Below are 13,452 nucleotides of genomic sequence, written 5' to 3'. Positions count from 1 at the left end.
ATGATACGGCCGCGCCGGAACGATGGCGGTGCGGTAATGGCGGGCGAGATCGGCATAGGTCCGGTTGACCATCGGCTCGTGAAAGCAGGCCCGGGTGATGCCGGCCTTCAAATTGTCGCTCACCGTCTGCCGGGCCACGCCGCCGAAATAGGCAAATGCCCGAACGTGCGAGGCGATCCAGTCCGGCAGGCTCTGGCTGAGGCTGGCTTCGGCGTAGGTGTAGTTCGAGGCGCCGAGCACGGCGACGAAGATCTGCGTGCTGCGCACCTCACCGGAGAGCCCGTCAACCACCTCCATGGTGTGGCCGGAATAGTCGACGAACAGCTTCTCGCCGGCGATATGAACTTGACGCAGGGTCGGCTTGAGGCGACCGGCCCATTCCCTGTAGCGCTCGCAGAACCACGCATAGCTGAAGCTGTCGGAGTTTGCGTCGCAATACTCCTCCCACAACAGCATCAGCGTGACGTTCCGGCGCCGCAGCTCGCGATGCACGAGCGTCCAATCCGGCTGCGGACGCTCCTCGCTGGGGCGATCGGAGGGCGGCGGATACAAGCGGCACTCGAGCTGGACGTCGTCATCCAGCTCCTTGGCAACGGCCAGGTCAGACCGGCGCGGCGGGCTCGGTTGACGTACTTGCTGACCGTACCCAGGCCCAGGCCCAGGCTGCGGGCAACGGCGCGTTGCGACATGCCGACGCTGTAGTGCAGGCGTAGAACTTCGCGAATGTGGCGCATGGACAGTCTCTCTGTCGGCATCTCGATCCTCTGCTGTTGAGCAAAAGACCGAGCTACCCCGGTTGCAGACTGTCAGCGGTGCGCGCCTCCTGGTTGTCCCCTGATCATGATCGCTGGAAATAGCGATCATGATCAGCTGGAAACGGTGATCACGATGCTCTGGAATGGGTGATCACGATGGCCTGGAATCCGTGATCACGATCGGGTGGAACACGCAAAGGGCAACACTAAATCGCAGCGACCTGCCCAAGTATGATGATGGCATCGATTCCAGGCGCGGCTGAATTTGAGATCAGATAACGTCGAGGCACGCCGAGAAAGAGCCAATAGTAGGGCTATAGCCCGTGGTTTGACGCCTTCCTCAAATGGCATGAGTTGGCCTATGAAAACTCGTGCGATTGTAGCCTGGAATGTTCGTCGGATCCGCGTAGACCAAGGAATTTCGCAAGAGAAATTGGCTTACGACGCCGGGATTGACAGGTCCTACATGAGTAGTCTGGAGCGGCAGTCGAAGAACCCGACAATTGATCTTCTCGACCGCATAGCCGAAACGCTGGGCGTCCATTTGTCCGATTTGTTTGCTCGGCCGCCAAAAGGTGCAAGGTTTGCCAAGACCTTGCCTAAAAATCGCAAGGCAACGCGTCCACGTCGCAGGAAGAAATAACTACGGCATTTGCGCATCCACTGAACGGGACTTAGAACACCGAACTCGTCCGATAAGGCTATGTTTAGCGGCCGAACGTCAGCAAAAGGGGTATCGGACCGAGTGCGTTGCTCGCCTTCATGTGGCTGGTGAGTTTTGGTCAAAGGCAGACACCCACCATAAACTGTCAGAGACTCACCGCCGTCGGTTTGGTCGCGCGCTGTCCTGGACCGCAGGCGGCAAGTGAGTGGCCTGGGCAGTCTCGCACAGGACGGGGCCACGAAAATGGATGTTCCCAGTTCTACCCATTTCGAGTGAAACATTGCTTGCAATTAATTCGGAAGCACATTCCACTGGCAAGCTGAATTTGCGATTGGTCGCAACCGCGATGGCATTGGACCAAACCGCGCGAGTTAGGGGGGTGCGCTTCGACCGTGCAATTTCGCGATTTGCGGTGGGCAATCACCGTTTCCCAGCATCGAAGCCTCCGCCAAGCGGCAGAGACGCTCAGAATCAAGCAGCCAACGCTCAGTCGCTGCCTTCAAAATCTCGAGCACGCGGTGGGTAGCAAGCTCTTCGAGCGCACCAACGGCGGAACGCGACCAACCGTGGAGGGTCAAGACTTCCTTGAGGATGCACGGCGCCTCCTACGCGAAGCTGAAGCAATGACGGCTCGTCTCAGGAGCCGCTCCCGCGGCGTGAGTGGTCGGCTGACCGTCGGCATTCACACCTCCCTCTCAGCCGGCAATCTCAGAGCTACACTCCTCGAGCACAGGGACCGCTTTCCCGATGTCGACCGACGGATGGTCGAGGAAGCAAGCGATCATCTGATTGCGCACCTAGCCAGCTCCACCATTGACGTCGCCATCGTGGCCGAGCCCAATCCGAAATGGAGCGACAGGTCATTGCTGCTCTGGAGCGAGCGTGTTGTTGCCGCCCTCCCCGCGAACCATCTTCTGACCGGCCGTGACGTAGTTCACTGGGGCGAACTGAGGCGCGAACCACTTTTGATGTCACAGCGTGGCCCTGGACCGGAACTCCTCAAGCTCCTCATCAGCAAATTAGGACCTTCCGATCCTTGTACGCTGCTTCGGCATGAGGTGGGGCTCGACAGGCTTCTCTCTTTGGTGGGTGTGGGCTGGGGTATTCTGCTTGCATTGGAAAGTGCAACTGGCGCATCCTATCCGGGTGTCACCTTCCGCGAGGTGCATGATACCAACGGACCGACGCGGCTGAGCTTTCACGCCTATTGGCGGAAGGCCAACGGAAATCCATCATTGCGTCCGTTTCTGGACCTACTTCGCGAGCGCTACCCGGATCTTTCCACTGCTGTTTGTGCAGGCTGAGCAACATTCCGCCGGGCCTTGGCAAACGCGCGATCAGTTGCCATGAAACGCTCGATCATCGGCGCAATCAATTTGGCAGGCTCAGTTGGCGTCGTCGCGCCTCCGCTGCGCGTCAGAATCTCGGCGTAGCTTTTGAGGTTTCTGAAGACCGCCGCCGGCAACTCGATCGTGAGCTTGACCGGCTTGTGGTCTTCGAGCGGCCCAAGCTTGAGCTTCGTCATGGCGTTCCTCCCTTTCCGTACGGAGCCAATACCAAATCCCGCGTAACGATGACCCGCACCGGGAAACCCGGCCGGATGGTCAGCGTCGGCTGGATGTTGAGCTGGCGCTGCACGATCTGCTGGCCGGTCTGGCTGATACTGTTGGACGCACCGCTGCGGATCGCTTGAACCAGGTTGTTCTCATTCTGGCTCGTGCCCGCCTCGCCTCCGACGCTGAGCATTGTCGAGAGGACAGCGGCCTTGAACAGCATGCCCCAATGATTGTCGACCTCATCCTCGAGTCCAGCGTATCCACCCGTGTCAGCACCGGGCTGGCGCTCCAGCACGATCGAGTTGCCGTCAGGCATGATGATGCGAGTCCAGACCAGGAGGATGCGGGACTGGCCGAACGCAACGGAGCTATCGTATTGGCCGATCAGCTTCGCACCCTGAGGGATCAAGAGATATTTGCCGGTCGGGCTGTCCCAGACCGCCTCAGTGATCTGAGCAGTGACTTGGCCAGGCAAATCGGACCTAATGCCTGTGATAAGCGCGGCCGGGATCACAGTGCCGGCTTGCACGACATAGGGAGAGGCTTTGGCCTCAAGCCGATCCGGACTGACGGTGCGCTTGTCTGTCGGAGCATTGAGAAAGGCCGTCTTGCGGTCCTGCATGTTCTGGGCGGATTCGGCATCGACGGGCGATGTCGCGGCCGGGGTGGTCGTGGTGCCCGCGACGGTGTTCGGGATGAGTTGGTTTGCGCTCTGCGGTTGCTGAACCGTTTGGGCAAAAAGGCGGCTGACCCGCGCCGCCTCGATTTCCTGGGATCTGTGCTGCGTCTCCGGATCCGACAGCGCCGCCATGGTGTTCGGCACCGCGCCGGCGTTGAACATCGGCTTGCCGAGATCGCCGGGCAGCGGCGGCCCGAGAGGTGGCGCTTGACGCGGCAGACCGGTATAGTCTTTCGGCAAGCCCGCCAGCCCCTCGGCCGAAGGCCTGTTCTGGGTGCTGAGCAGCTCTTGCCCGGTTGGCTGCTTATTGCCGGTCTGCAGCGCGTAGCCGAGCGCTCCCGCAACCGCGAGGGCCGACACCGCACCGAGGCCGATCAGGACCTTGCGCGAGAGCCGTGTGACACGGGGCCGCTCGCCTCGAAGCCGAAGGTGCGGCGGCGCAACGGGCGGGATGTCGCTTTGATGTTCGTTTTCGCTATCTATCGCCATGAGCGCGGCCTTCCGTCGGTGCGGACAATGCGCACGCGCCGCTCGCTGTCCTTATCGCCAAGACGCAATTCGGCGGCAGCGAACAGGCGATCGACAATGTAGTAGTTGCGGTTGACGCGGTAGTTCACCAGTTCGGACCCGCCGGCCGGACCAATGACGAACAGCGGCGGCATTTCGCCTTGGACGATGCCGCTCGGAAACTCGATGTAGACTTTGTTTCCGTCGTCGAACGCACGCAGCGGACGCCAAGCCGGATCGTCGCCCTCGATCGCGTAGCGGAAGTTGATCGCGGCGAGATCGACGCCAGTTGCAATGGGCGCTGCTGTTTCAGCGGCCGCATTCTGCCGCCGAAGCGCAATCAATTGGTCCTCGGGATACTGCCAGGAGACCGAGGCCATGTAGGTCCTTTCCGTCGAACGCAGCTCGAGAAGGTAGGTCCGCCGGTCGGTGTTGATCACGAGATTGGTGACCAATTCCGGCCGCGTCGGCTTGACCAGGATGTGGATCTTTTTGGTCGCGCCTGCTCCGCTCTCGGTATCACCGATGATCCAGCGCACAGTGTCACCGGCGGCGACCGGACCGGAACCGACGAGTTGCTCGCCCTCCTGAAGGGCGACGTCGGTGATCTGGCCGGGCGCCGTATAGACTTGGTAGAGAGCACCGCCCGAGAAAGGATAGACCTGCACCGCGTTGATGAAGCCGTTGCGAACCGGCTGCACCCGTGCTGCCGCGTTGGCCTGTTTGACGCGAACCTTCGGATCGGCGGCTTCCGGGACGTGTTTGCCCGCGGCTAGCGGTTTCAACTGCCCGGGCAGCGGCAGCGGCTGGGGCAACTCCACGATTTTGACGGGGGCCGGCGGATCGGCGGTGAGCATCGCGGGCTCCGCGCTATCGTAGTTGATGTCTGGCGGGATGAAATTATGCGCGCAGCCGCCAAGCGCCGATGCAACCATCAGCAAAGCCGCAAAGGCGGGTTTACGGAAAGACGTATCGCCGTCTTTCCGGCTTTGATGAGCCATGGAAAAGTGCGAAGCCGGATCGCCGGCTCTCGAGAAAATCGGCGGGGTCATTGTCCCAGCTCCTTTGACCAGTTGATGGCGTTGACGTAGATGCCGAGTGGATTCTTGCGAAGCCGATCGGCGTCGGTGGGCGGCTGAATCGCGATGGTGAGGATCGCGGTCCAACGCGTGGTGCCGGCGAGCGCCCCATCCTGAAAGCGGTGTTCGACCCAGGCGACGCGAAAACTGTCGGGCGAGGCGCGGATGACGCTGGAGACGTCGATCGCGACCTGCTGCTTGCCGAGATTTGCGAAGGGGTCATTGGCGCGGGCGTAGTCGTTCAGCGCCGCCGCACCCGCCGTCGTCGTGAAATCATAGGCCTGCAGCCAGTTGTGCCGCACGATGATTGGATCGGCCGGAAGCGAGCGAACGATCTGGATGAAGTGGGCGAGATACCAGGCAATCTGCGGGTCGTTTGGCCTGTAGTCGGCGGTGGCGGGCGCCACGGCTTGCGCCTCGCCGAGCTTGTCGACCTGCACCACCCAGGGAACGACGGTGCCGTGCGTGGATTGCCAGACGAGCCCGCCGGCAAGGCCGCCAGCGAGGATCAGCGAACCGAACGCCATCAGCCGCCAGTTCTTGGCCTGCACACGGGCCGAGCCGATGCGCTCGTCCCAGACTTGCGCTGCGCGCTGGTAGGGTGTTTCGGGTTCGGGTGTGCGGCCGTAGCGGACCGACGATCGGCTGAAGATCGACATAGGTTATTCTCCTTGCGAGAGATCGACGGAGTGGCCGCCACTATGGCTGTCGCCGGATTTGAGGGCTTGCGCGGCTGTCTGAGCGCCGTGAATGACGGTCTGATTGCGCTTGACGCGTTGGGCCCAGGCGGGCGGACCGCTCTCGCTCCGCGCTTTTGAGGCGGCGCCATCGTTTGTGGCCTCGCCACTCCCGATGGTCCCCATCGTTGAGGAGCCACCCGTGTTGGCGACGGCGGCTCGGGCACCGGACGTGAAGCTCTCCCTGATCGCCCCTGCCGCTTGCGAAGCGGCGCGTCTGACGGGCGCTGCCGCGGCGCTGGCCGCGGCCCGGCCCGCGCCACCGAGACCAGATGCGACGCCGCCAGCGCCGGACCGACCGGCCGATGCAAGGCTGTAGCCGGAGGACATGCCGCCGGCCATCGCCGCACCACCACGCGCAGCGGGCGCAGCACCAGAGGTCGCGGCCATCGCTCCCCTTCCGGCCAGACCGAGCGCCGCGCCGCCGACCATCGCCGTACCAGCGACGGCAAGGCCCGTACCGACGGCAGCGCCCGCGCCAAGCTGCGGCGCCCCGGAAACAAGACCGCTGGCGATGCCGGGACCGAAGATGCCGAGCCCGAGCATGGCGAGCGCCGCGAGCACGACAGAGAGCGTTTGCTCGATGGTCGGTTGCCCGCCGGCATAGGCGGTGGTGAACTGGGAGAAGAGCCCGGTGCCGATGCCGACGATGACGGCGAGCACCATGACCTTTGCGCCGGAGGCAACGACATTGCCCAGCACCTTCTCTGCGAGAAAGGCGGTCTTGTTGAACAGCGCGAACGGAATAAGGATGAAACCGGCGAGCGTCGTCAGCTTGAACTCGAGCAGCGTGATGAACAGCTGCACCGCCAGAATGAAGAAGGCGATCAGGACCAGAAGCCAGGACACCATCAGCACGGCAATCTGAACGAAGTTCGCAAAGAAGCTGGTGAAGCCCATCATCTGGCTTGCGGAGTCGAGCAACGGCTGCCCGGCATCGAGGCCGACCTGCGCAAGCCGGCCGGGCCGCAGGAAGTCCGCGGTCGAGATCGACGAGCCGGCGGCCTTCAGGCCGAGGCTAGAGAAGCTATTGAAGATGACGCCTGAGAGCTTGGTGAAGTTGGTGATGATGAAGGCGAAGAAGCCGATGTAGAGGGTCTTCTTCACCAGCCGCTGGAGGATGTCTTCGTCAGCGCCCCAGGCCCAGAACAGGCCGGCCAACGTGATGTCGATGACGATCAATGTCGACGACAAATACGTGACCTCCCCTTTGATCAGACCGAAACCCGAATCGATGTAGGTGGTGAAGGTATTGAGGAAGGTGTCGATGACGCCGACGTTGTTCATCGCTTCTCTCCCTGCGTGACGTTGGTCGTCGGCTGTGTGGCCGGCGCGGCTTGCGGCAGAAGTGGCCGCGCCGGCCTACCGAAGAAGCGCGCGCGGTTCTCCTTCCAAACCGCCTGGCAGTGCGGATCTTCGGCATCCTGGGGTCCAAGCTCGGCGCAGCGGAGCAGCTCGGCCGAGAGGTCATCGGGAGCGGAGGCAGAGGGGGCGTCGGATACCGGCCGCTCGGCCGGACGCCGATGGATGACGTGCAGCGCGGCGAGGAAAATCACAAACACGACGATCATCGCGCCTGCGCGAAGGATATCCGAGCGCTCCATGGTCAGTGCCTCAGTTGCCCCTGAACATGGTGACGTTGCCGGGCTGGTAGCCGCTGCGTGTCGAGAAGATCTTGTATTGCTGGGCACCTTGCGACTCGGCGGCCGTCACGCGCGCCTGCTCCAGCGCGTCGGCCCTCCCCTTCGCGGCCAGAACCGCGACAAGGTCGGAAAGTTGCTGCGAGTGCAGAGCGAGTAGCTGGTTGCCGGCCTGGGCGGCCTGCAGGGCGCCACTTGCCGACTGGCTGGCGGTGACCAGCGAGCTCATTGCGCTGGAGTTGGTCGAGATGTTGCCGACGACGCCGGCCTGCACCTTCAGCGAGTCCTCGAAGGCGCCGACCGAGTTCTGCCAGCGGGTTTGAGCCGCGGCAAACATTGTCGCATTGGAACCCGTGGCCGCCGCCGAACCGTATGTCGTGGAGTACGCCGTCTGGATGCGCTCGACGTTGAAGGCGATGTTCTGGGCCTGGCTCAGCAGCGACTGGGTTCGGGCAACCTGTGCCTGAATCTGGGTCAACGTCGACAACGGCAGGTTGGCGAGGTTCTTTCCCTGATTCACCAGGCTTTGGGCCTGGTTGTTCAGCATCTGGATCTGATTGTTGATCTGCTGCAGCTCGCGCGCCGCGGTCAGCACGTTCTGACTGAAATTGGAGGGGTCGTAGACGATCCACTGCGCCAACACTGGCTTCGTCAAAAGGGAGGAGATCGACAAGGCAAGCGAGAGAGCGGTCGCAGCGGCCAAGCCAGCGCGCCGCACTTCAAGAGCGGTCATGATTGAGCCTCCAGGTTTGTCAGGTCGGGGATGAGATCGGCGGCCCAGAGCAGCTCGTGATCGGCGAGCCAGGCGGCCGTGAAGTGGTCGCGGCTGTGCTCGGCGAGCAGCCGGTCGATGGCGGCATGGTCGGCCTTGGAGGACGCAGCGCAGAAGGCGAGCGCGACCGGCCCAAGGCCGAGCTCAAAGAGCCGGTTGCCGCGGCGGGACTGGCAGTAATAGTCTCGCTTCGGCGTCGCCCGCGCGATGATCTCGATCTGGCGATCGTTTAGGCCGAAGCGCTGATAGATGGCGGTGATCTGCGGCTCGATCGCGCGTTCGTTTGGCAGAAAGATGCGCGTCGGGCAGCTCTCGACGATCGCGGGTGCGATGTTGCTGCCGTCGATGTCGGAGAGCGATTGGGTGGCGAAGACGACGGAAGCATTCTTCTTCCGCAGCGTCTTCAACCACTCCCTGAGCTGTTGCGCGAAGGCTGGATCGTCAAGGACGAGCCAGCCCTCGTCGATGATGAGGAGGGTCGGCCGGCCGTCGAGCCGACCCTCGATGCGATGGAAGAGGTAGGTAAGGACGGCAGGTGCCGCGCCAGCACCAATCAAGCCCTCGGTCTCGAACGCCTGCACCGACCCAAAGCCGAGCTGCTCGGCTTCCGCGTCGAGCAGGCGGCCGGAGGAGCCGCCGACGCAATAAGGTTGCAGCGCCTGCTTCAGCGCCGTCGATTGCAAGAGAACCGTCAGGCCGGTGATCGTGCGCTCCTCGACCGGCGAGGATGCTAGTGACGTCAACGCCGACCAGACGTGCTCCTTCACCGTCGGATCGATGGTGACGCCTTCCTTGGCGAGGATCGCGGCCACCCATTCGGCCGCCCAGGCGCGCTCGGCCGCATCGCCGATACGGGCGAGCGGTTGAAGAGAGACGGAGTCCTCGGCGCTGTTGGACAGGCTTCCGCCGAGGTCGTGCCAGTCGCCGCCCATGGCAAGCGCCGCTGTGCGGATCGAGCCGCCGAAATCGAAGGCGAAGATCTGGCTCTTCCGGTAGCGGCGGAACTGGATCGCCATTAGCGCCAGCAGCACCGACTTGCCGGCGCCGGTCGGGCCGACGATCAGGGTGTGACCGACGTCGCCGACATGCAGCGAGAAGCGGAACGGCGTCGAGCCCTCAGTCTTGCCGAAGAACAGCGGGGCGCTGCGGAAATGCTCATCGCGGTCTGGCCCGGCCCAGACTGCGGACAGCGGAATCATGTGGGCCAGGTTTAATGTCGAAAGCGGCGGCTGGCGGACATTGGCATAGGCGTGCCCCGGCAGCGAGCCGAGCCAGGCTTCGAGCGCGTTCACCCCTTCCGGCATGCAGGTGAAGTCGCGCCCCTGGATCACCTTCTCGATGAGGCGAAGCTTCTCAGCGGCGAGGCCGGGATCCTCGTCCCAGACAGTGACCGTCGCGGTGACGTAGGCTTGGCCGACGTCGTCAGTGCCGAGTTCCTGCAAAGCAAGATCGGCGTCAGCGGCCTTGTTCGCCGCATCGCTATCGACCAGCGTCGAGGCCTCGTTGGTCATCACCTCCTTGACGATCGCGGCTATCGACTTGCGCTTGGCGAACCACTGGCGGCGGATCCTGGTCAGCAGTTTTACCGCCTCGGTCTTGTCGAGGAGGATCGCGCGGGTCGACCAGCGGTAGGGGAAGGCAAGCCGGTTCAGTTCGTCGAGGATTCCGGGATGGGTCGCGGTCGGAAAACCGACTACGGTGAGCGTGCGAAGGTGATGGTTGCCGAGGCGCGGCTCGAGGCCACCGGCGAGCGGCTCATCCACGAGCAACGCGTCGAGGTGCATCGGCGTCTCGGGAACACGGACGCGCTGTTGGCGGGTCGAGATGGTCGAATGCAGGTAGGTCAGCGTCTCGCCGTCATCGAGCCATGCCACTTCGGGCATGAACCCTTCAACCAGTTGCAGGACGCGGTTGGTCCGATCGACGAAGCCGCGCAGCAGCTCGTGAGGATCGACGCCGCCCTGCGCGCGGCCCTCATAGAGCCAGCCCTCGACACGCGAGGCGTCCTCCGCCGGCGGGAGCCAGACGAAGGTCAGGAAATACCGGCTCTCGAAATGCGCGCCTGCCTCCTCGAAAGCGTCCCGCCGCTCCAGATCGACCAGCGCGGATGCGACGTCCGGAAAGGTGTTGTGCGGATAAATCTGAGCGGCGATGCGCTGGGCCTCAACGAAGATCGCCCAGCCTGAGCCGAGACGGCGGAGTGCGTTGTTGAGGCGGGCCGTCACCCCGACCAGTTCGGCAGGCGTCGCGCTGTCGAGGTCCGGGCCGCGAAAGCGCGCCGTGCGCTGGAACGCGCCGTCCTTGTTGAGGACGACGCCCTTCTCGACCAAAGCGGCCCAGGGCAGGAAGTCGGCGAGACTGTGAGGCCGGTTGCGGTATTCGGCGAGGTTCAGCATGGAAGCGTCACGCGCCGAGATAAGAGGGATAGCGGAGGTGACGCCGCACGACGTCCACGAACCGCGGATCGCGCTTGGCGGCCCAGACCGCCGCGGCATGGCCCACAGCCCAAATCAGCGCGCCGGGGATCCAGAGGTGGAGGCCGAGCGCGATTGCCGCCGCCAACGTGCCATTGGCGATCGCAACCGTGCGGGGCGCGCCGCCCATCAGGATCGGATCGGTGAGCGCGCGATGGACCGGCGCGAAGAAGGCCGGCACTTCTGGATCGACGATGCCGGCCATCAAACCAAGGCTCCGCCGGAGAAGCTGAAGAACGTCAGGAAAAAGCTCGACGCAGCGAAGGCGATGGACAGGCCGAAGACGATCTGGATCAGCCGGCGGAAGCCGCCGGACGTATCGCCGAAGGCGAGCGTCAGGCCGGTCACGGTGATGATGATGACCGACATGATCTTGGCGACTGGACCTTGCACCGACTCCAGGATCTGGTTGAGCGGCGTCTCCCACGGCATCGAGGAGCCGGAGGCATAGGCCGCGGGAGAAAAAGCGATGGAGATGAAGGCTAACGCAGCGAACTCGTTGAAGCGGCGGTGAACGTGACTAATCGCGAGAGGGAGCTGGATCATGATGGGTCCTTGGCATGCGAGGATTGGCCGCCCGCCTCGGCGGACTGGACGCGGTAGTCGCCGGTGGCGGGATCGAGGCCGGCGACGAGAGCAAGTTCGGCGAGGCGGCGTTCGCTGCCGCGGCCGCGCAGCACCGCGACGAGATCGATGGTCTCGGCGATCAGTGCCTTGGGAACGGTGAGGACGGCTTCCTGGATGAGTTGCTCGAGGCGGCGAAGGGCGCCCAGCGCCGTGCCCGCATGAATCGTTCCGACCCCGCCGGGGTGGCCCGTGCCCCAGGCTTTGAGGAGCTCCAAGGCTTCGCTGCCCCGGACCTCGCCGACCGGAATCCGGTCGGGCCGCAGGCGCAGGGAGGACCGAACCAGGTCAGACAGCGACGCGACACCATCTTTGGTACGCAGCGCGACCAGATTCGGCGCGCGGCATTGCAGCTCACGCGTATCCTCGATCAGGACGACGCGATCGGTGGTGCCAGCGATCTCGGCCAGCAGTGCGTTCGTCAGCGTGGTCTTGCCGGTCGAGGTGCCGCCGGCGACCAGGATGTTCTTGCGGGCGGCGACGGCTTCTCGGAGCGCGCGCGCCTGCCCGGCCGTCATGACGCCGGCCGCCGCGTAGTCATCCAACGTGAAAACAGCGACAGCGGGCTTGCGGATCGCAAAGGCCGGCGCCGCCACAACGGGCGGGAGAAGCCCCTCGAACCTCTCCCCCGTCTCGGGAAGCTCGGCCGAGACGCGCGGCTTCTCGGCATGCACCTCAGCGCCGACATGGTGCGCGACCAGGCGCACGATCCGCTCGCCGTCGGCCGCGGACATCGTTCGTCCGGTATCCTCCAGGCCGCCGGACAGCCGGTCGACCCAGAGCCGGCCATCGGGGTTGAGCATCACCTCGACGATGGACGAATCTTCAAGGAAGGCTGCGATCGCGGGGCCAAGCGCAGTGCGTAGCATGCGCGCGCCACGCGAGAACGCTTCCGAATGGAGTGAAGTGCCCGCCACGATCGTCCCCCGAAAGCCAACCGCGGCAAGCGATCAGCAACGGGGATGGATAGAAAAGGCAGGAAATGGCTTAGTTCAACAAGTATTCCTTCGTTGTAGGGATCCGGCATAGAGCAGCGAAAAAATACTTGCTGCATCGAAAGCGTGCTGCTCAAGGTCGGCTATACGTTCGTCAGGCCCGCTTCCGATGCCTGAGGCTCCGCGTCGGCTCATCCGGCGCGCCTCTCGTAGGAGCACGCCGCCAAGCGGGCCACCCACTAGCTCAACGGCGAACATGGGGTCAGATCCGACCAGCGCCGGCGCCAGGCCGCAAATCTCGTCAGCCACAGCAAACACCGCAAAAGGCGCCGTCGAGCGAAGAATTCACGGCGGAGTCTCACGCTGGGTTCCAAGGTCACCGATGTAGCGGGCGCACCCAAGCTGCGCATTGGCCGCGGTCCACCCCCATTCCTCCAGCTAGTACCTCGTATTGCCGCATCTGCGAATGTTACCGTGATGGCGCCATTGCCGATGACGATCCGATGTCGATTAATCGGTCGCGCCAGATGGCTTTCCCGGCTTGCTCGACGAGAGGGGCTGTGGGCGGGTCGGGCCCTACATAGCCCGAGCCGTCCACAACCCCGGGCATTGGGGCAGCGGTCGTGGCGTCGTCGAGCGGGCCCTGGGCGACCAACCGTTCGGCAGCCCTCCGTCTGAGCGCCCTCAGCAGACGTTGCACAATCGAATGCTGTCTCTTTCCGAACTCCTCGGGGTATTTCTCGCGCAGCCGGCCGACAATTGCGAGCGCCGTCAGCTGCGGCTGCTCTGCGAGCCACGCTTCGATCGCGGTAATATGCGGGTCGAGCTTGGACGGCATGCGAACTCTGGTCTTATAGGGCCGACGAGTTCGCCGGTGCGTGGCACGCGGCTCGCCGACCATCGCGGTCTTGCCGAGCGTCTTCGCGAACGTCGCCGCGGTCGCTGGCAGCATGCTAGTTGCTCTGCACAGTGATTTTGACCGGTTGGGTCTGGCGGTCAGATTAGCTCCGGCAGGAGTTTCGGATCGACG

The 13,452-nt window shown here is 63.8% G+C and carries 16 protein-coding genes; 2 read left to right on the top strand and 14 right to left on the bottom strand.

From position 1 onward, the window contains the following. Both istA and XH79_RS43090 read right to left on the bottom strand, forming a co-directional pair. Positions 1 to 552: IS21 family transposase (gene istA, locus XH79_RS07635; protein ID WP_271581265.1), on the bottom strand; the 552-nt coding region annotated here is incomplete at its 3' end. Continuing rightward, a complete protein-coding gene (locus XH79_RS43090) occupies positions 456 to 689 on the bottom strand; it encodes a winged helix-turn-helix domain-containing protein (protein ID WP_333938846.1) in 234 nt (77 codons plus the stop codon). The genes XH79_RS43090 and istA, both read right to left, overlap by 97 nt. Before the next feature lie 427 nt (positions 690 to 1,116). On the opposite strand from XH79_RS43090, the gene XH79_RS07630 reads away from it, so the two are divergent. Both XH79_RS07630 and XH79_RS07625 read left to right on the top strand, forming a co-directional pair. Continuing rightward, complete coding sequence (locus XH79_RS07630; protein WP_333938844.1) at positions 1,117 to 1,398, top strand: helix-turn-helix domain-containing protein; 282 nt, start codon at positions 1,117 to 1,119, stop codon at positions 1,396 to 1,398. A gap of 413 nt (positions 1,399 to 1,811) precedes the next feature. Then, positions 1,812 to 2,723, top strand: a complete 912-nt coding sequence (locus XH79_RS07625) for a LysR family transcriptional regulator (protein ID WP_271581263.1) — start codon at positions 1,812 to 1,814, stop codon at positions 2,721 to 2,723. Here XH79_RS07625 and XH79_RS07620 read toward each other — a convergent pair. From XH79_RS07620 to XH79_RS07565, 12 genes are all read right to left on the bottom strand, one after another. Beyond that, positions 2,687 to 2,944 (bottom strand): DUF2274 domain-containing protein, encoded by a 258-nt coding sequence (locus tag XH79_RS07620; protein ID WP_271581262.1) that lies wholly within the window; start codon positions 2,942 to 2,944, stop codon positions 2,687 to 2,689. The two genes, XH79_RS07625 and XH79_RS07620, sit on opposite strands and share 37 nt — an antisense overlap. Further along, entirely contained in the window at positions 2,941 to 4,143 is a 1,203-nt protein-coding gene (locus tag XH79_RS07615; RefSeq protein ID WP_271581261.1) for a TrbI/VirB10 family protein, read from the bottom strand. Before XH79_RS07615 ends, XH79_RS07620 begins: the two co-directional genes overlap by 4 nt. Continuing rightward, the gene (trbG, locus tag XH79_RS07610) at positions 4,134 to 5,213 is read right to left on the bottom strand and encodes a P-type conjugative transfer protein TrbG (RefSeq protein WP_271581260.1); all 1,080 of its coding nucleotides are present in this window, start codon (positions 5,211 to 5,213) and stop codon (positions 4,134 to 4,136) included. Before trbG ends, XH79_RS07615 begins: the two co-directional genes overlap by 10 nt. After that, positions 5,210 to 5,899: a conjugal transfer protein TrbF gene (gene trbF / locus XH79_RS07605; protein ID WP_442869926.1), complete on the bottom strand. Its 690-nt coding sequence runs from the start codon at positions 5,897 to 5,899 to the stop codon at positions 5,210 to 5,212. The genes trbG and trbF overlap by 4 nt, the downstream gene beginning before the upstream one ends. A 3-nt stretch (positions 5,900 to 5,902) precedes the next feature. Beyond that, the gene (gene trbL / locus XH79_RS07600) at positions 5,903 to 7,264 is read right to left on the bottom strand and encodes a P-type conjugative transfer protein TrbL (RefSeq protein ID WP_271581259.1); all 1,362 of its coding nucleotides are present in this window, start codon (positions 7,262 to 7,264) and stop codon (positions 5,903 to 5,905) included. Beyond that, the gene (trbK-alt, locus tag XH79_RS07595; RefSeq protein ID WP_271581258.1) at positions 7,261 to 7,581 is read right to left on the bottom strand and encodes a putative entry exclusion protein TrbK-alt; all 321 of its coding nucleotides are present in this window, start codon (positions 7,579 to 7,581) and stop codon (positions 7,261 to 7,263) included. The genes trbL and trbK-alt overlap by 4 nt, the downstream gene beginning before the upstream one ends. 10 nt (positions 7,582 to 7,591) lie before the next feature. Beyond that, positions 7,592 to 8,350 carry a P-type conjugative transfer protein TrbJ gene (trbJ, locus tag XH79_RS07590; protein WP_271581257.1) on the bottom strand — a complete coding sequence of 253 codons (759 nt, stop codon included), beginning with the start codon at positions 8,348 to 8,350 and terminating at the stop codon, positions 7,592 to 7,594. Next, entirely contained in the window at positions 8,347 to 10,785 is a 2,439-nt protein-coding gene (gene trbE / locus XH79_RS07585; RefSeq protein ID WP_271581256.1) for a conjugal transfer protein TrbE, read from the bottom strand. Before trbE ends, trbJ begins: the two co-directional genes overlap by 4 nt. Positions 10,786 to 10,792: 7 nt before the next feature. Then, a complete protein-coding gene (locus XH79_RS07580) occupies positions 10,793 to 11,068 on the bottom strand; it encodes a VirB3 family type IV secretion system protein (RefSeq protein WP_271581255.1) in 276 nt (91 codons plus the stop codon). Then, complete coding sequence (locus tag XH79_RS07575; RefSeq protein ID WP_271581254.1) at positions 11,068 to 11,409, bottom strand: TrbC/VirB2 family protein; 342 nt, start codon at positions 11,407 to 11,409, stop codon at positions 11,068 to 11,070. Before XH79_RS07575 ends, XH79_RS07580 begins: the two co-directional genes overlap by 1 nt. Next, positions 11,406 to 12,404 carry a P-type conjugative transfer ATPase TrbB gene (gene trbB, locus XH79_RS07570; protein ID WP_271581253.1) on the bottom strand — a complete coding sequence of 333 codons (999 nt, stop codon included), beginning with the start codon at positions 12,402 to 12,404 and terminating at the stop codon, positions 11,406 to 11,408. Before trbB ends, XH79_RS07575 begins: the two co-directional genes overlap by 4 nt. Positions 12,405 to 12,891: 487 nt before the next feature. After that, positions 12,892 to 13,374, bottom strand: a complete 483-nt coding sequence (locus XH79_RS07565; protein WP_271581252.1) for a hypothetical protein — start codon at positions 13,372 to 13,374, stop codon at positions 12,892 to 12,894. Positions 13,375 to 13,452: the final 78 nt, after the last annotated feature.

The organism is Bradyrhizobium sp. CCBAU 45389 (assembly GCF_028128625.1).
Classification (GTDB): Bacteria; Pseudomonadota; Alphaproteobacteria; order Rhizobiales; family Xanthobacteraceae; genus Bradyrhizobium; species Bradyrhizobium liaoningense_B.
The sequence above is the reverse complement of the archived record's forward strand: the minus strand, read 5'-3'. Positions and strand labels throughout refer to the sequence as shown.